This window comes from Chryseobacterium viscerum (assembly GCF_025949665.1).
Classification (GTDB): domain Bacteria; phylum Bacteroidota; class Bacteroidia; order Flavobacteriales; family Weeksellaceae; genus Chryseobacterium; species Chryseobacterium viscerum_A.
The window spans coordinates 1,461,131-1,479,295 of sequence record NZ_JAPDFT010000001.1 but is presented as its reverse complement, the minus strand read 5'-3'; the positions used below and the strand labels follow the sequence as shown (position 1 = coordinate 1,479,295).

The following is an 18,165-nucleotide window of genomic DNA, read 5'->3' as shown; positions in this document are numbered from 1 at the left end:
AAAAATATTGCCGTATTATCAATCAAATTATATAATTTTCACAATTATTCTACTAAATGTGAAAAAAATTACAATCTATTATTTATTTTTCTTCATTTTACTGGCTGTTTCATTATGTAATGCTCAAATTCCAGGAATGGTACATTATCATGAAGGAGACGGGCTCAACAGCTCTTATACTTACGGACTTAGCCAGGATAAAGATGGATTTATCTATGTGGGAAGTGACAATGGTTTTTTCAGGTTTGACGGAACAGAATTCAAGCAGTTCGGAAGTAAGAACGGATTAAAAAACATTGAGATTCTGAATAGCTTCCCAATTCCCGGCAACGGAATGTTTATTATTTCTTTCCTTAATGATTTCGCTTATCTGAAGAAAGGTAAAATCATCAATTCAGACCGCAATCCGGAGTTAAAAAAAATAAAATTTAATTATACTACTCTCAGTCACATCAACGGAGATACACTCTATCTGTATGAGGGTGATAATCCCAAAAATATATTGGTTTACAAAAACGAAAAAATCACAACAATACCTCTTTTTCTTAATCAGGATACGTCAGATTCTTATTTTGCATTCGACTTGAATATGGCAAACGGACTTCTATACATTTCAAATAAAGTTAAAAAGAAGAATATAGAAGTCTACAATATTTTCACCCGAAAAAAAACAATCTGCAATATTTCGATCGAAAAAAATGCAATGGTAACAAGGAAGGGAGATTTTTTTATTGTAAAAAACGGAAGAACGGTTGATGTATATAAAGTCTACCATCAGTCCCGTTTTAAAAAAATTGCATCCTATACAGCTTCCGAAAACATACATCGTCTGGCCTTTGATAAAAACTCCCGGATCTGGGCCTGTCTTGAAAATGGGGGCGTTCTGTATTTCAAGAATTCTTTCACAGAAGAAAAAGGTTTATCAGATCCTGTCAGATTGATGGATGGCTACATTATCAATGATGTCTTCACCGATAAGGATAACAATCTTTGGTTTTCTACCAGAAACAACGGTCTTTTTTTTATTTCGGATCTGTTTTTCAGAAATTACATTCATTTTCCGGTTAAGAACAACTCATCCCATATTAAGGCTATTACTAAAAACGGAAATCGAATCTATCTCGGCTATAATGAAGGCAAAGGCGGCATTTATCATAATGGAGTCATCACTGATATTCATTTGGGAGGAAATTCACAAATGGAAAACAAAGCCATTTTTTCTGATGGAAATACTATTATTTTCGGGCTTACCAGAAATCCTCTTCTGTATAATACTAAAACGGGTGAAAAGCGTGTTCTACAAGGAAAGGTTATTAAAAATATGGTACCTTATACCTCAGGATCTGTACTTTTCTGTACGTTAGAAGGCCTTGTTGCTTACAATCATCATACAGGATCCTACAAAAAGCTGATGATGGGAGACCGTATTTATACAGCATTACCCTACACCAAAGACAGCATCTTTGCCGGAACATTTAAAGATCTCTATAAGCTGAATACTGCTACAAAAAAGAAAAAGCTGTTTCTGGAAGGGTATTATTTTACAGATATTAAAAAACTTAGTAATAACCTTTATGCAGGTGCTACCAATCTTAACGGAGTCATCTTGTTTAATAATTCCGGGGTGATCAAAAAAATCACAGAAAGCAATGGACTTCCAACAAGACAGATCAAAAAAATAGAAATAGAAAATGAAAAAATTTTCTGGGTAAGTACCAATTATGGTCTTAGCAGAATTGAGTTTAAAGATAAAAAATTTAAAATCAATAATTTCACCCATACAGACGGCCTCCCCTCCAATGTTGTTGCCGGATGTGTTATTTCCGGAGATACCGTTTATGCAGGTACATCAAAAGGGCTGGGTATTCTTTCCATCAAAAGCCTGCTGAGCCAGCAGAAGTCTGTTCATAAAAAAGTAATCATTAATTCTGTAAAGATTGGAAATAACCATTTTTTTGATCTTGACAAACCATTGGCAGGCAAGACTCCGGATAACAGCCTGACCTTCAATGTAAGTTTTCCTGATTTTGCTTCACAGGGGAAAATCAGTTATCGATATAAAGTTGAAGGACTAAGTGAAGACTGGCAGACCGGCAGTTCCCCCAATATCACTTTCAATTCTATTCCTCCGGGAGATTATACTTTTAAAATTTTCGGATTGGGTTATAACGGAAGAAAGTCGTATGTCTCTACCGACCTGCATTTTGAGATTAAACCTGCATTCTGGCAAACGTGGTGGTTTAAACTGCTTCTTGTCTTCATTGGAGCTGCTGTATTATCTATGCTGATTACACTTTATTTTCAGAAAAAGAGAAATAAAAAACTGGAGACTTTATATTACGAAAAGAAAATTGCAGAACTGGAGCTTCAGGCCATTAAAGCACAGATTAACCCTCATTTCATTTATAACTGTCTCAATTCTATTCATTTTTTACTTTATAAAAAAGATTATAATGAAGCAGAGAACTATCTTAATACCTTTTCTGTAATGATCAGGAAAACGCTTCATTATTCCGAAAAAACCTTTATGCCCATAAAAGAAGAAGCAGAATATCTGTCCTTATATCTGAATATGGAAAAAATGCGTCTGAAAGATCTTTTCGATTATAAAATTACTGTTTCTGAAAATGTAAATGAAAGCTGGACCGTTCCTTCACTCCTCATACAGCCTTTTGTAGAGAATGCCATAAAACACGGTGTAGCGAACCTTCAGGACAGAAAAGGAAACATTGAAGTATTGTTTCGACATACAGGAACGGCTCTCTGTGTAATTATTGAAGACAATGGTACAGGTATTGGAAAAAAGCGCCATGCCAGTGCAAATTCTTTTGGAGTAAAATTATCTGAAAAGAGAATTGAAACATTCAGACAGCTTTTTGCTACTAATATCATATTAGAAATAACCGATCTTCAGGAGAAAGAAAAAAGACCGGGAACTCAAATCACACTTTATATTACACCTTATGAAAACCAAAATACAGGCATGCATCATTGATGACGAGCAGGATGGAAGAGATTATATCTCCCTGCTGCTGGAGAATGAATTCCCAGAAATAGAGAACACCCACCAGGCAGCCAGTGTAGAGGAAGCTTATATTTATCTTTCTAAAAATACACCTGACATTCTTTTTCTGGATGTTCAGCTGAAAGATGGAACTGCATTTGATCTTCTTTCAAAATTCAGAGAAGTTGATTCCAAGATTATTTTTATTACAGCGTTTGAAAATTTTGCAATTCAGGCCATTAAAAACGGAGCTGCCGATTACCTTCTGAAGCCTATCAAAAAAATGGAATTTATCATCGCCGTGAATAAAGTTCTGGAGAGCATCAGAAAAAGTAAAAATACGGTAAGTCTTCAAAATAATAAGATCAGCCTTCCGACCCTGCAGGGGTTTAAACTCACAGATATCAGTGAAATCATCCGCTGTGAGGCAGATTCCAGCTATACTACATTTTATTTCACAGATAAAACCAAGATTGTTGTTTCCAAAACACTCCACGAATTTGAGGAACAGCTTTCAAAATATAGTTTTTTCAGGATCCATCATAAGCACCTGATCAACTTGTCTCATCTTAAAGAATATATCAAAGGAAAAGGTGGCCAGGTAGTAATGGCTGACCATTCTGTGCTGGATGTTTCTGTCCGCAAAAAAAATGATTTCCTTCACCGGATAGGATATCTGGATTAAAGAATGACTGCCACCCAATGGGAAACCAAAATCATCATCTAACTACAATTAAAAGCAACTTACTGACACTTATTAAGATAACAAATACACTTATCAACCCGTATTACCGAATGCTTTAATATCATAATACCTTTATCAGAAGTCAATACACAAAATTTAATACTAAAGTTTTTTGTTGATTTTTGATCTATAAAATCAATACTGTATTATGATAAAAGCATACATTTTTACCATCTGCATTTTTCTGGGTGGTCTGCTTTTCAAAGCACAAGCACCCTGCTCAGATTTTGATTCGCCTACCTTTCCGGCTGGAAACTGGGTTCACGCTCCTTATCCTAATGGCAATGTAACCATTTCAAGCGGCACACCCAACACTCTGGATGGTTCTCAGTTTCTAAAACTAATTGATGATTCCGGAGGTTCACGGCTCATCAATACAATAGATTTTAAAAATCTGGGGCAACGGTTTCCGGGACAATGCTTATTTTTTGATTTCTATCTTGAAAATGACGGAACATTTAATGGGTCTCCACCCATACATCCATCCATTCACATCATGTCCGGCAGCAAGATAATCACGTTTGTTGCCAATATCACCGTAACTGAAGGAAGCGGATGGGTGCGGGTGCGCGCTCCTATTGCCAACTGTAGCGGCTCTGTTCTTCCCTCCAATTCTGAAGGAACGTGGACTATGGATCCCAGCAGTGGTACAACCTGTACAGATTTCAACAACATCATCAATAATTCAACTGCTGTAATGATAACTCCTGATTATACATCAAATCCATCTGAAATAGTATGGTATGACAACATCTGTGTAAAACCATGTGCTGACTGTGACCCGAATTTCAAACTGGAAACCTCATTCAGCTCTACAAGCAATACTGCAACAGCTAAAGTACTTTTAGACAGTTATAATCCTCCCAACAACTACTCTGTAAACTGGGGAGATGGAACACCACTTACCGATCACATGACTTCACACACTTATAATACCCCCGGTTCATACACAGTATGTGTAATTCAATCCGACAGTAAAGGTTTAAAAAAATGCAGTACCTGCATTACATTTTGCTATTCAAGAAAAGTCATTTTAAAAGAAACTGACAACACGGGTCTCCGCAGTGAACGTCCTGATCTGGAAGCCATTTCAAAAGAGGAACTTCAGACGAGCAGAAAAAGAGATATTTCTCTGGTTCCGAATCCTGCCAAAAACTATGTGGATATACAAATATCACTTTCAAAGAAGGAAAAAGCCGATGTGAAAATTATTGACAGCTCAGGAAAAACAGTATTCGAAAAATCTGAAAATCTCAATAGTGGACGCCAAAGCATCAGATTGAATATTGAGAAGCTTATCCAGGGAACTTATATTGTTGAACTCACAGCTGAAGGAAAAACCGGTTCACAAAAACTAATGATCTCCCAATAAATAATCAAGAAAACAATAACCATAATGCAGTTTCAAAAGTTGGACAATCTTTGAGACTGCATTTTTCATATCCAATTAATAATGAAGGGTAAATATTTATCTTTTTTCTAATTGTCCGATCATATTTTTCAACATAACAGGCACAATCAACTTATGAAAAGGGCGAACAGGAAGAAAATATAATACACCCAGCCAATTATGAAACTTTACTGTAGTTGATATAGTAAGGGATTTTTCGTCAAGATATTCTTTATTTTCACCAAACAAAAGGGAAACTCTGAAATCCAGATGTTTATCATCTTCCCCAATAATAATTTCATTATCTGTTTTATCAAACACCCTAAAAATACCCATACGCTCTCCCACTTCACATTTAAAGTCCTTTTCCATCTGATGCTTTTCTGTTTCAGATCCGGTCTTCAGCCCCAATACCCCTACTACTTTATTTCTGAAAGCAAACATTTTCTTTCCCCATTTCGGTCCGCTTGTAAAGAAAGCTTTTCCGATTTCTGAAATATCAATATTCCGGCTGCTATGTGACAATTCTCCTTTAAAACTATCAATATAATCAAAATCTTTTTTTCCCTGGGATAAAACTGATTTTTCAGGAAACTCTGTCTTCTTAATCTTCATTGTCATTGTTTTTAATAGTTGTGTGTCTAACAAATGTAGCTATCTTTCTGTACATTAAAAGGGAAAAAACCAAACATATGTTTAAAATCATATTTATTCAAAAATTTATCATTTAAACTATTAAATAGCTCAACATCAGCCTTAAACCTATCTCTATTTAATTTTTATTTTTATAAGTTGAGTCTGTTTTAAATATTTCATTAAATTCGATGAACAAAACTGTTTTTATGATACAACTTCCTTTATCAAAACTTTCCAATGTAGGAACTACTATTTTCAGTCAGATGACTCAACTTGCCAACGAAAATGAAGCGATCAATCTTTCTCAGGGATTTCCGGATTTCATGCCTGATCCGGAATTATTAAATCATGTAGATCACTTTATTAAAAAAGGCTTTAATCAGTACGCTCCTCTGGGAGGAATGATTGGTCTGAAGGAAGAAATTGCCAGAAAAGTTGAGAACAGCCATCAAACAATTTATCATCCAGACTCTGAAATAACAATTACAGCAGGTGGAACGCAGGCTATTTTCACAGCTATTGCCGCTTTTATCAAGAAAGATGATGAAGTAATTATTTTTGAGCCGGCCTATGATTGTTATGAACCTACCGTAGAGCTTTTTGGTGGTATTGTAAAACGTTTTGAAATGAAAGCTCCGGATTATAAAATCGACTGGACTGCTGTAAAAAATCTTGTCAGTAACAAAACAAGAATGATTATTCTCAATAATCCCAACAACCCATCCGGAAAAATACTTACAGAAAATGATATACAAGAACTTATTCAGCTGGTAAAAGGAACTTCCATTCTTATTTTAAGTGATGAAGTGTATGAAAATATTGTTTTTGACGGAAAACAGCATGTAAGCATCTGTAAATATCCGGAGTTGAAAGAAAGGAGTCTTCTTATTGCTTCTTTCGGGAAGCTTTTTCACGTTACCGGCTGGAAAGTAGGTTACTGTGCAGCTCCCAAAATCTTAACGGATGAATTCAGAAAAGTGCACCAGTTCAACGTTTTCTGTGTGAATACTCCTATTCAGCTTGCACTGGCAGAATACATGAAAAACGATGAACATTACACCCATCTGAGTCAGTTTTTCCAGGAAAAAAGAGACTTTCTAAGAAAAGGTCTTACAGGAACATCTTTTGAACTGTTAGATTGCGAGGGAACCTATTTTCAGGCAGTGAAGTATGATAAGATTTCGGATAAAAATGATTTTGATTTTGCATCTGAGCTTACGATCAATCATAAGGTGGCCAGTGTTCCTTTTTCTTCGTTTTATAAAAATAAACTGAATGAGAATGTGATCAGGCTATGTTTTGCCAAGAAACAGGAAACATTGGAAAGAGCTATTGAGAATTTATCAAGGATATCGTAATACTTTTTTGTGCTTTTGTTAGGAAAGGCTAAAAACAGATGGCTTATTGTTATTGATTTTCATATATTTATAAAATAACTAATACATTAAATATCAAAATCATGAAAAAAGGAATCATCTCACAAGGAAAAAAATTAAACAAAGAAGAATTAAGTAGAATCAGTGGAGGTCTGGGCAATATAAGATGTACCAATTCTTCAGGATATTGCATATACATTGGACCCGGATGCAGAGAGCTCAAATGCCAGCTGCCTGAACCTCTTGAAGCCATTGAGTAATAAAAACAACAAAATAATAACCCGGCCGGCTCAAAATGAGCCGGCCGGGTTATTTTAATGAAGTCTCACCAAATGTTATAAAAACACTCCTCCTGAAACTTCAATTCTTTGTGCATTGATCCATCTTGCATCTTCCGTACACAAAAATGCCACTACACCACCAATATCATCAGGAAGCCCTACTCTTCCTAAAGCTGTTGCACCTGCTATTGCAGAGTTAATATCTTTATTATCTCTTACTCTTCCTCCTCCGAAGTCTGTTTCAATAGCTCCTGGAGCCACTACATTGGCTTTGATTTTTCTTGGTCCCAGTTCTTTGGCCATATATTTTGTGAGCATTTCCACCGCTGCTTTTACAGATCCATAAACAGAAGATCCCGGTGTTGCAAATCTTGCCAATCCTGAAGATATATTGATAATTCCTCCTCCATCATTTATGAATGGCAAAAATTTTTGAGTCAGGAAAAACACTCCTTTAAAATGAATGTCTACCATATCATCCAACTTTTCTTCCGTTACTTCCGTAATGGGTGAATATAAAGTTGTTCCTGCATTATTGATCAGGTAATCAATATGAGTGCTTCCTGTATTTTCCTTTAAGTGACCCGTAACGTTTTTTACAAAGGCATCAAAGCTTTTAATGTCTTTTGTATCCAGTTGAAAAGCCACCGCATTCTGTCCTAATGTTTTAATTTCATTTACAACAGCTTCGGCTTCTTCTTTATTGCTTCTGTAGGTAATAATAACATCTAATCCTTTTTTAGCAATTTTTAGTGCCGAGTTTTTTCCCAATCCACGGTTACCTCCGGTTACCAGTGCGATATTTGTTTTTGTGTTCATTGTATTTTGATTATTTTATGGTACAAAGTTGGGATATTTTCAGACTGAAGTGTTTGCTTGAATCAATCTGAAATTTGCAAAATTCAAATCAAGAACGAAATTCTAATGGAGTAAAGGAAGTTTTCCTTTTAAAAAAATTAGAAAAATGGGCAACTTCTTCAAAACCCAGGCCATAGGATATTTCTGAAACATTCCATTTGGTCTGCTTTAAGAGTATTTTCGCTTCCTGAATGATACGGTCCGAAATAAACTCTGTAGTCGTTTTCCCGGTGCTTTCTTTTAATCTTTTATTTAAATAATTGACATGAACCGCCAATCTGTCCGCATAATCTTTCGCGGTCTTCAATTGTAGTCTCTGATCCCAGGATTCAATAGGAAATTGTCTTTCCAACAGCTCTATAAATAAAGAAACAACTCTCATAGAGGCATCATTTGACGCGGATATTTTGGTAGCCGGCTGTAGCTTCTGTCCATAATGAATGAGTTCAAGAACATAGTTTCTGATCAGGTCATATTTAAAAACATAATCCGAATCTATTTCTGTTTTTATTTTTTTAAAAAGGTTTTCTATTTCTTCTGCAAGTTCATCATCAATTTCAAATATAGGTACTCCTCCAGGCTGAAAAATAGGGAGATCTTCAAGGTTATAATAGGATTTATCTTTAATCAAAAAGTCTTCTGTAAATACACAGAAACTTCCTGACTGATCGGGATCTTCGGGCACCCAATGATAGGGAACTTTTGGAGTTGCAAATAATAAAGCATTCTGTTTAATCGAGATTACTTTGTCAGCATATTCTGCCCTGTTTTGTCCTCTTATAAAGCTTATCTTATAGTATTTCCTTCTGTTATAGGGCATTTCGGAAGTAGTCTTTGCTCTTTCTAGTGTCTGTGCTATATCAAAAACATTAAAGTGTCCGATATCTTTATGAAGTCCTTTTGGAAAAATACTTTCGAGATCTTTACCTAATTTGGCAGCCATCTCTTTGTAAAAATCTTCCAGTGAAGTATGTGTTATTTTTTCCATCGCAAATGATTTGTAAAATTCAAATATACGAACTTACCAAGCAACTTGTTTTTAAATGATTACAGGCTACACGTCAGAGCTTCAAACTTCTGATATCCAGTAAGATAAATTGAAAAATTAATATACTATTAATTCATTGAAACTTCAACAGATTGGTTCATTTAATTTAAAATCCGGGAGTAGTATTATGAAATTTTATTTTTTAAAAAAAACTTTATTTTTTCTAAATATAGTGATATAATCCATTTATTTTCTTTATTTTCGTCAGAACTAACCCATTAAAAATCAAATCAATGAAAAATCAAATCAATCAAATTGGAAAAAAATTAAACAAAAAACAATTAAAAATTATTAAGGGAGGTATGTTAGATTGTATGGAACCAAGACCATGTACAGAATTTCCATGTGAAACATATCCGCCTGATGATGTCAGAAATTGTACAAAGATCTCTGTTGGCTGTGCACAAAAAATATGCAGACCACAATTATAAAATTCTTATAGAGTAATTAACTAAACTTCAAATTAAACATTATGAAAAATCAAAACCTAACTAACGGAAAAAAATTGAACAAAAAAGAATTAAGAGTAATAACTGGAGGAAAAGAAATGTGTCTGCTTCCGGACCTTACTTGTAAGAAATTTTCTTTTGCCTGTGCAGAATTACAATGTCAACCTGGTATTGAACTGTAATAAACAGAAAAAAAATAAATAATGAAATCGCTTCCTGGGTGGAAGCGATTTCTATTTGAATCAAATTAAATTTTAAAATTTAACACATAAATGCAAAAAACGCTCCCAAATACATGGAAGCGTTTTTTATTATAAACGAACTTTAATATTTTCTTATACATTGAATCTAAAGTGCATGATGTCTCCATCCTGTACTATATATTCTTTACCTTCTACTGAAAGTTTTCCGGCTTCTTTGATCTTTACTTCAGAACCGTAATGGATATAATCGTTATACTTGATTACTTCTGCACGGATAAATCCTTTTTCAAAATCTGTGTGGATTACTCCTGCTGCCTGTGGAGCTGTCCAGCCCTGTCCGATAGTCCAAGCTCTTACTTCTTTCACTCCGGCAGTAAAATAAGTCTGAAGTTTCAAAAGATCGTAAGCTTTTCTGATCAAACGGTTAACACCTGGTTCTGTAAGCCCTAACTCATCAAGGAAAATTTCTCTTTCTTCAAAAGTTTCAAGCTCATTGATATCAGCTTCGATCTGTGCTGCTAGTACTACTACTTCAGCACCCTCACCTTTAGCCATTTCTTCAATCTTAGCAATCCAATCATTTCCGTTTTTGATAGAGTTTTCATCTACGTTACAAACGTAAAGTACAGGCTTATTCGTTAGCAATTGAACTTCTCCGATAATTGATTTTGTAAAATCATCTACAGCAAATTCTCTTGCATTTTTACCATCCTCAAGGAATTTCTGTAAGTTCTGAAGTGTTTCGTAAGTAAGAATATCTTCTTTTTTTCCTGACTTGATGAACTTTTTAGCCTTTTCAACTGCTTTTCCTACTGTTTCAAGGTCTTTCAGCTGAAGCTCTATATCAATAATTTCTTTATCTCTTAACGGGTCTACTGAACCTTCTACGTGAACAATATTTCCATTATCAAAACATCTTAAAACGTGAATAATTGCTTCACACTCACGGATATTAGCCAGGAACTGGTTCCCCAATCCTTCTCCTTTGCTGGCTCCTTTTACAAGACCTGCAATATCAACAATCTCAACTACCGCTGGTAAAACTCTCTCAGGTTTTACAATTTTCTCCAGTTCAAATAATCTCTGATCCGGTACAGAAACCGTTCCAAGGTTCGGCTCAATAGTACAGAAAGGATAGTTTGCTGATTGAGCTTTTGCATTACTCAAACAGTTAAAAAGAGTTGATTTACCTACATTCGGCAGGCCTACGATTCCACATTTCATATTGTAAAATTCAAAGTTTAAGGTTTAGGGGCAACCCAAGGTTTCTCCAACTTTAAACATTGAACTCTGAACCTTGAATTACGAGTGTGCAAAGATAGTGATTTTTGAGGGAGTTTCATAATAAAAAAATCTGTCAATATTCTGACAGATTTTCAAAAGGTTCGGATTCACCGTTTGTTTTTATGGATTGTTTCCTGTAGCATTCTGAGCCAGCGGAACTTCATTCGGTGCTTCCTGTAAAGTTTTATCTAAGGTAAATAAAGATTCGTCAGTAGCCCTGTCACCACCTGCAATTTTCAATTTATCAATTAAGTTTTGAGCTAATGTCTCTTCTTCAATCTGTTCCTGTACAAACCACTGCATAAAGTTCCAGGTTGCCCAGTCTTTTTCTTCCATGGAAAGATCTACAATTTTGTAAATAGCAGTAGTATTGTCAACTTCATGTTTAAAAACACCATCAAAACAGGCCGTGAGTGTTTTAGGATCAGCTGGAGGCGCTGGAATAGCGTTTACTTTAGGTTTTCCACCTCGGTTTAAAATATATTCCATGAATTTGATAGAATGATTTCTTTCTTCCTGAGAATGACGGTAAAGGAAGTTCGCTATTCCCTGATAACCTTTATCATCAGCCCAAATTCCATAAGATAAAAAAATGTGTGATGCATGAATCTCCTTATTCATCTGGTCACTAAGTGCTTTTTCCATTTTTGCGGAAAGTCTTTTAGTATTCATAATGTTATATTTTGGTGATTATGGGATAAATCATGCAAAAACGATTCCGATAAGGTTATTATTGTAAATACAAACTAATGACCAACTTTGAAACACATCTGATTTTCAGTGATTTAAGCTAATAATTTATAGTTATTCTAAAATAAAACCAGCTCTTTTTGGAGCTGGTTTTATTTTATTTTTTATGTAAAGTGCTATTTACATTTTGCAAAATACCATTTTTTAGATTGCTTCACCTAATGATTCGCAATGACAAACTGTTTGCTTTTTTGCTACAATATTATTTGATCTTTCTGGCGATATAATCACTTTCATTTCCTAATCTGTCAATAGCTTTTATAGCAACTGCACTCAGCTTTTTACCGTCTTTAAATTTAGGAATGTCTTTTGAAAGGGTATCCAGCGTTAAAATTTCGGTTTGCCATATTCCATTGTACTGCGTAAAAAGAACCCACTGAAAAACATCAGCGGCATTTTTTGTACTCCAGCTTGTTTGTGCAAAGCTTCCGTTGTCAGCAATAAACAATGTAGGAGTCTGCAGTGGAACGGCCTTTATCCATGGAGATTTTGGCACTAATGCTTTTTCACTGTATGGTCCGTTTTTCAAAGCAGGCAGCATATTTGGATTTTTAGTAAGCCCGGCAATACTCCAGTGAATTTCTCCGGCATCATTTTTCAGGATATTTCTTGAAATCGCAATCTGATTTTTGATTTCCGCGGGACGGTCTGATACTTTAATTTCAACAGTATTCAATCCTGGCCATAAGTGACGGTTCATTGTATTTTCGGACTGCCACCAGCTTAACAGGGCTTCAAAACTTTGTCCTTTGGAATCAACAGGCCAGTAAAGCTGCGGTGAAAAGTAATCTACCCAGCCTTTATTTAGCCATAATTTAGCATCTGCATATAACTCGTCATATTGTGAAGATCCCACCACTCCTGCAGGATATCCAGGCTTCCATATTCCAAACGGACTGATTCCGAATCTTACATTATTTTTTTCTGCGTGAATTTCTTTATAGATACGCTCAACAAATTTATTCACATTATCTCTTCTCCAGTCTGCTCTTGATAAAGTGCCACCACTGCTTACATAAGCATTCCAACTTGCATTATCAGGAAAATCTGCACCCTTATTGTAGGTGGCATAAGGATAAAAATAATCATCGAAATGCACGGCATCAATATCATATCTTTTAACAATATCTCTTACCACATTGGATACGTGACCTTGTGTTTTTGGATTGGCGGGATCAAACCAGTACATTCCATTCTTTAATTTTACAACAATATCAGATAGTTTATTAACCATTGACAAGCTATTCACAGCTCCTCCATTGGTGTGGTGTGCCCGGTAAGGATTTAACCAGACATGCAGTTCCAGGCCTCTTTTGTGGGCCTCTTCAATCCAAAACTGAAGTGGATCATAATTCGGAGAAGGAGCCTTTCCTGTTTCACCGGTCAGAAAGTAAGACCATGGTTCGAGATTACTTGTATAGAGAGCATCTGCGGAAGGTCTGATCTGAAAAATAGCAGCATTGAAATTGTTATCTCTCAGCATATCAAGCATACTTATTGCTTCTGCTTTCTGCTGTTCCACCGTAAGATCATTTCTTGAAGGCCAGTTGATATTGGCTACACTCGCAATCCATGCTCCACGGAATTCTCTTTTGATTTCCGGAAGATTGGTTCTGAAATTTTCTTCAGTTGGAGCTGTAGTTCCTGTAGTAGGTTTTGTTGTTACGACAGGTACTTTGGGTGGGGTTGTATTGTTGGTGGGTTTTGTCGGATTCTTCGTTGAAGGTGTTTTTACAACATTGTTCTGAACGGAACATGAGGTAGTGTAAGATGCAAAAACGCCCAATAAAACGATAAGTTTTAATTTATTCATTCTCATAGTCACAAAACTACTTTAAAATTTATTTTTATTTTCAGAGATTATTATGCCAAAATAAGCATTTTAATGGGTTGACACAGAAAAAAAGCCTCGAAAATCGAGGCTTTGATTTTATGTATAAGATTTTTATTATGCTTTTGCAGATCTTTCTACTCTTTTTCTTTCTTCTTCAGAAAGGATTTTCTTTCTCATTCTGATGAAGTTTGGAGTTACCTCAATCGCTTCATCACCCTGGATGTATTCCATACACTCTTCAAGAGAGAATAAGATTTTCGGAGCAACACCAGTATCTTTATCTTTTCCAGAAGCTCTCATGTTGTTCAACTGTTTTGCTTCTACGATATTTACAACCAGGTCTCCAGGTTTGTTTTGTTCACCGATGATCATCCCTGTATAGATTTCCTCACCCGGATCAACGAAGAACTTACCTCTATCCTGTAGCTTAGCAATAGAATATTCTGTAGCAGGACCTGTAGTTTTGCTGATCAAAACTCCATTGTTTCTTCCAGGAATAGTTCCTTTGAAAGGCTTATATTCTGTGAAACGGTGTGCCATAATAGCTTCCCCTGCAGTAGCTGTCAACATTTGAGAACGTAGTCCGATCAAACCTCTTGAAGGAATTTCAAACTCCATGTGCTGCATTTCACCTTTAGTTTCCATGATGTGAAGGTCACCTTTTCTCTGAGTTGCCAAGTCGATTACTCTTGAAGCAAATTCTTCAGGAACGTCAACAACCAAAGATTCGTAAGGCTCACATTTTTCACCGTCAATTTCTTTGAAGATAACCTGTGGCTGACCAATTGTCATTTCATATCCTTCTCTTCTCATTGTTTCGATCAAAACTGATAGGTGAAGAATACCTCTACCGAATACAAGGAATGTATTAGCATCGTCAGTCTGCTGAACTCTTAATGCAAGGTTTTTCTCTAATTCTTTTGTTAATCTTTCTTTCAGGTGGTTTGAAGTAACATATTTACCATCTTTACCGAAGAAAGGTGAATTGTTGATAGAGAACGTCATGTTCAGCGTAGGCTCATCAATTGCAGTTCTTTCCAATGGTTCAGGATTTTCAAGATCAACGAATGAATCACCAATCTGGAAAGCATCAAAACCTACTACAGCACAGATATCTCCTGCTTTTACTTCAGTTACTTTTTTCTTTCCTAATCCTTCGAAAACGTAAAGTTCTTTTACTTTTCCTTTTACAATTTTACCTTCTGCCTGTGCAAGACCAATCCACTGAGATTCTTTGATCTCACCTCTTGTCACTTTCCCGATTGCAATTCTTCCTAAGAAAGAAGAGAAGTCAAGAGAAGTAATCTGCATCTGAAGATTTCCTTCTGTTATTTTCGGTTCAGGAACATATTGTAAGATACCATCTAATAATGGTAAAATATCTTCAGTCTGCTCTAATGAAGTATTGAACCAACCTTGTTTTGAAGATCCGTAGAATGTAGGGAAATCCAATTGCTCTTCAGTAGCCTCAAGGTTGAAGAACAAATCAAATACTTTATCATGAACTTCGTCAGGACGGCAGTTTGGTTTATCTACTTTATTGATCACCACTAATGGTCTCAATCCTAATTCCAATGCTTTCTGTAGTACGAATCTTGTTTGTGGCATTGGCCCTTCGAACGCATCTACCAACAAAATAACTCCATCAGCCATTTTCAATACTCTTTCTACTTCTCCACCAAAATCGGCGTGACCAGGAGTATCAATTACGTTAATTTTTGTGTCTTTATAAGTAACAGAAATATTCTTGGATAAGATTGTGATCCCTCTTTCTCTTTCAAGATCGTTGTTATCCATAATTAACTCCCCACTCTCCTGATTTTCTCTGAAAATGTTGGTAGCGTGAATGATCTTGTCAACCAAAGTCGTCTTTCCGTGGTCAACGTGTGCGATAATCGCAATATTTCTAATGTTTTGCATAAAAGATTTTTACGGGTGCAAAAGTAGTGATTTTTAATGAAAAAATATTTACTTATACAAATATTTAATATTATGTTTAAAATACTTATTTACAAGACAATAAAAAAAGAGTGTTCAAAAAACACTCTTTAATCTATCTATATACAGATCTGTACTTCACATGGATCTACTGCAGGCGGTTCTCCACATATAATGTCAAATTCGCCACAATTGCTGGAGAATCCGGTTCCCCAGCCCCATCTTACGGCACATGTATCGGCATCTTTACATCTTACCATTCCTTTAACAATTCCTCCCTGAACTGATTTCATTTCCGTTCTGGAAATTTTTCTAAGATTTCTCATGTTGTTTTATTTATTTGTTATTAGCTTGATAAAATTATAAAAAAAACTCAACACTCAGTATATTATTAAAATATTTAACATTTTCAATGTCAATGCCTTATCAACCTATAAAACAAAACCAGATCTATTAAGACAACAAGAATGAATTTCATTAGAAAGGATTTTTTAGAAACTTTATGGTTGAAAATAATCATTCCAGAGGCTGCTCCAATGATTCCACCCAGCAGAGAAATTCCCAAAAGAGTATTTTCAGAAATTCGCCATTGATGTTTTCTGGCTTGCCATTTATCAAAACCAAAAACACCAAATGTAATAAGGTTCATTACCAGCAGAAAAGGAATCATACTCAATTATTTTGATGCAAAAGTAAAGCTTAATCTTAATATGATCTTAATGTTTTAAATTTGCCTTCATAAAAATAAATGAATGACAGTACACGATCTTGTGGGAACCTACTCTATTGAAGGAAGCAACCAAGAGGAGTCTTCCCTGCCAACTTATCATGGTATATTGACTTTATCTATTGATGAAAACAACCGAATTATTGCCCAATGGATGATTGGTGATCATCTGCAAAATGGTACAGGATTTTACAAAGACCATATTTTAGTAATCAACTTCAATTACGAAGGAGACGATCATACAATCTATAAAGGAGTGGCTGTATACCGCTGTCTAAGTAAGGATATACTGGATGGTTTCTGGTCTGAGAAACATGGCAATCCTTTGTATCTCGGGAGTGAATATTGTGTGAGAATTCAAAATTCAAACATTTTGAACTGATTTCGTTTGGAATGACTAAAAAAGAGACTCAAAATAAAAAGAGCTGCCTTGATGAGGGCAGCTCAATTGTTATTAAGATTTAAATAACTTATTTTTTTGCTTTTACGTCGATAGCGATCTCGATATCTTTGCTGATCATCCATTCTGCAGGATCAGCTTCTGAAGTACCGAATTTAAGTCCCCAATCTGCTCTGTTTACTGTAAATTTAGCCTGAATAGCCGCTGAGTTTTCAGTTGCATCTACTTTAGCAGGGAAAGTAACATTCATTGTTTTTCCTGATAATGTAAGGTTTCCGCTTACTGTTTTATTAGCTCCTGCTACAGCATCTTTTGGTGCTTCTTTCAGATCTGTAACGCTTGTAATTTTAAAATCTGAAGTTGGGTTTTTCGCTGTATCAAAGAAGTCAGCGCTTTTCAAGTGAGTTTCAAGTTCTGCAGGTTTTTTATCTTTTTCTGTTACTGAAGCCGGATCTACTTTGATAGAGTTCATATCGATTACAAAGTTTCCAGCAGAAACCTGACCTCCATCAATGCTAAGATCTCCAGACTTTACGGTAAGAGTCCCCCAACGTGGAGCCATTCCTCCTTTGTGGGTAGCCTTCCAGTTTACTACTGAACCTACTGTATCTACTGCAAGTACTTCACCTTTGCTCTCTGCTACGGTTTGCTCCTGAGCTGTAGCAGCAGCATCTGCCGTTTTTCCTTTATCACATGATGCTAAAAGCAATCCTACTCCTACTAATGCAATTACGCTAATTTTTTTCATATTGAACTGTTTAAAAAGTTTATTGAAATTTTGTTGTTTTCGGGTACAAAAATAGAAAAACCTGCTTTACATCATCTTAACATATATCAAGAAATGTAAAATTCTATTATTATTTGCAATCATACATCCATTTCCGATATACATCCCATCTGTATTGAGAGTCATAACTGCTGGAAAAATCTTTATTCTTTTCGGTTCCATTTCTAGAGCAATCAACTGAACTATCTTTCTGTGGATCTCCTTTAGCAACCCAACCTGTATCTGAATAATCTGTGTAGGTACCATCATGGTCATTTTTTAAGATAACAGTCCGTTCGTATTCCTGTACCATACAATTACATTTTTTAGGCTCTTCATAATTAGAATATGTACAAGATATTATAAAATAACAACAAATGAATAGGGTAAATATTTTTTTCATATTTATTACAGTGAGTTATTAGTTTTTTAATTCAGCATAAGTAAGTAAATATTTAAATACAAAATTGCAATAA

19 protein-coding genes are annotated in these 18,165 nt (G+C 35.3%); 8 read left to right on the top strand and 11 right to left on the bottom strand.

Annotated elements, in window-relative coordinates:
* Positions 1 to 58: 58 nt before the first annotated feature.
* The 3 genes from OL225_RS06655 to OL225_RS06645 all read left to right on the top strand — a co-directional run bounded on the left by OL225_RS06655 (position 59) and on the right by OL225_RS06645 (position 5,121).
* Positions 59 to 2,995, top strand: coding sequence for a sensor histidine kinase (locus OL225_RS06655; protein ID WP_264517725.1), 2,937 nt, complete (start codon positions 59 to 61; stop codon positions 2,993 to 2,995).
* Positions 2,964 to 3,689 (top strand): LytR/AlgR family response regulator transcription factor, encoded by a 726-nt coding sequence (locus OL225_RS06650; protein ID WP_264517724.1) that lies wholly within the window; start codon positions 2,964 to 2,966, stop codon positions 3,687 to 3,689. Before OL225_RS06655 ends, OL225_RS06650 begins: the two co-directional genes overlap by 32 nt.
* Positions 3,690 to 3,897: 208 nt before the next feature.
* Positions 3,898 to 5,121: a T9SS type A sorting domain-containing protein gene (locus tag OL225_RS06645; protein WP_264517723.1), complete on the top strand. Its 1,224-nt coding sequence runs from the start codon at positions 3,898 to 3,900 to the stop codon at positions 5,119 to 5,121.
* Positions 5,122 to 5,217: 96 nt separating this feature from the next.
* On the opposite strand, the gene OL225_RS06640 is transcribed toward OL225_RS06645, so the two are convergent.
* On the bottom strand, positions 5,218 to 5,754 hold the full coding sequence (locus OL225_RS06640; protein ID WP_264517722.1) for a DUF2867 domain-containing protein: 537 nt from the start codon (positions 5,752 to 5,754) through the stop codon (positions 5,218 to 5,220).
* 227 nt (positions 5,755 to 5,981) lie between these two features.
* Between OL225_RS06640 and OL225_RS06635 the strand changes: the two genes are divergently transcribed.
* Both OL225_RS06635 and OL225_RS06630 read left to right on the top strand, forming a co-directional pair.
* Complete coding sequence (locus OL225_RS06635) at positions 5,982 to 7,133, top strand: methionine aminotransferase (protein ID WP_264517721.1); 1,152 nt, start codon at positions 5,982 to 5,984, stop codon at positions 7,131 to 7,133.
* Between the two features lie 101 nt (positions 7,134 to 7,234).
* Positions 7,235 to 7,411: a bacteriocin gene (locus OL225_RS06630; protein WP_264517720.1), complete on the top strand. Its 177-nt coding sequence runs from the start codon at positions 7,235 to 7,237 to the stop codon at positions 7,409 to 7,411.
* Positions 7,412 to 7,486: 75 nt separating this feature from the next.
* Here OL225_RS06630 and OL225_RS06625 read toward each other — a convergent pair whose 3' ends face one another.
* Complete coding sequence (locus tag OL225_RS06625; protein ID WP_264517719.1) at positions 7,487 to 8,251, bottom strand: SDR family NAD(P)-dependent oxidoreductase; 765 nt, start codon at positions 8,249 to 8,251, stop codon at positions 7,487 to 7,489.
* An 88-nt stretch (positions 8,252 to 8,339) separates the two neighbouring features.
* A complete protein-coding gene (locus OL225_RS06620; RefSeq protein ID WP_264517718.1) occupies positions 8,340 to 9,278 on the bottom strand; it encodes a helix-turn-helix domain-containing protein in 939 nt (312 codons plus the stop codon).
* A gap of 293 nt (positions 9,279 to 9,571) precedes the next feature.
* On the opposite strand from OL225_RS06620, the gene OL225_RS06615 reads away from it, so the two are divergent.
* Both OL225_RS06615 and OL225_RS06610 read left to right on the top strand, forming a co-directional pair.
* Entirely contained in the window at positions 9,572 to 9,769 is a 198-nt protein-coding gene (locus OL225_RS06615; protein WP_264517717.1) for a hypothetical protein, read from the top strand.
* Positions 9,770 to 9,810: 41 nt separating this feature from the next.
* Positions 9,811 to 9,969, top strand: a complete 159-nt coding sequence (locus tag OL225_RS06610; RefSeq protein ID WP_264517716.1) for a bacteriocin — start codon at positions 9,811 to 9,813, stop codon at positions 9,967 to 9,969.
* 153 nt (positions 9,970 to 10,122) lie between these two features.
* On the opposite strand, the gene ychF is transcribed toward OL225_RS06610, so the two are convergent.
* The 6 genes from ychF to OL225_RS06580 form a co-directional block, all read right to left on the bottom strand.
* Positions 10,123 to 11,214 (bottom strand): redox-regulated ATPase YchF, encoded by a 1,092-nt coding sequence (ychF, locus tag OL225_RS06605; protein ID WP_047377472.1) that lies wholly within the window; start codon positions 11,212 to 11,214, stop codon positions 10,123 to 10,125.
* A gap of 180 nt (positions 11,215 to 11,394) precedes the next feature.
* A complete protein-coding gene (locus OL225_RS06600; RefSeq protein WP_047377473.1) occupies positions 11,395 to 11,946 on the bottom strand; it encodes a ferritin in 552 nt (183 codons plus the stop codon).
* 280 nt (positions 11,947 to 12,226) lie between these two features.
* Entirely contained in the window at positions 12,227 to 13,843 is a 1,617-nt protein-coding gene (locus tag OL225_RS06595; protein WP_264517715.1) for a glycoside hydrolase family 10 protein, read from the bottom strand.
* Between the two features lie 129 nt (positions 13,844 to 13,972).
* Positions 13,973 to 15,778 (bottom strand): translational GTPase TypA, encoded by a 1,806-nt coding sequence (gene typA, locus OL225_RS06590; RefSeq protein ID WP_264517714.1) that lies wholly within the window; start codon positions 15,776 to 15,778, stop codon positions 13,973 to 13,975.
* 137 nt (positions 15,779 to 15,915) lie between these two features.
* Positions 15,916 to 16,122, bottom strand: a complete 207-nt coding sequence (locus tag OL225_RS06585; RefSeq protein ID WP_047377476.1) for a bacteriocin-like protein — start codon at positions 16,120 to 16,122, stop codon at positions 15,916 to 15,918.
* An 89-nt stretch (positions 16,123 to 16,211) separates the two neighbouring features.
* Positions 16,212 to 16,466, bottom strand: a complete 255-nt coding sequence (locus OL225_RS06580) for a DUF1294 domain-containing protein (protein WP_047377477.1) — start codon at positions 16,464 to 16,466, stop codon at positions 16,212 to 16,214.
* An 82-nt stretch (positions 16,467 to 16,548) separates the two neighbouring features.
* Between OL225_RS06580 and OL225_RS06575 the strand changes: the two genes are divergently transcribed.
* Positions 16,549 to 16,905 (top strand): hypothetical protein, encoded by a 357-nt coding sequence (locus tag OL225_RS06575; protein WP_047377478.1) that lies wholly within the window; start codon positions 16,549 to 16,551, stop codon positions 16,903 to 16,905.
* Between the two features lie 88 nt (positions 16,906 to 16,993).
* Here the strand turns inward: OL225_RS06575 and OL225_RS06570 are convergent, their stop codons facing one another.
* Together OL225_RS06570 and OL225_RS06565 are read right to left on the bottom strand one after the other, a co-directional pair.
* A complete protein-coding gene (locus OL225_RS06570; RefSeq protein ID WP_264517713.1) occupies positions 16,994 to 17,671 on the bottom strand; it encodes a YceI family protein in 678 nt (225 codons plus the stop codon).
* Between the two features lie 109 nt (positions 17,672 to 17,780).
* Positions 17,781 to 18,002: a hypothetical protein gene (locus OL225_RS06565; protein WP_264517712.1), complete on the bottom strand. Its 222-nt coding sequence runs from the start codon at positions 18,000 to 18,002 to the stop codon at positions 17,781 to 17,783.
* Positions 18,003 to 18,165 lie beyond the last annotated feature (163 nt).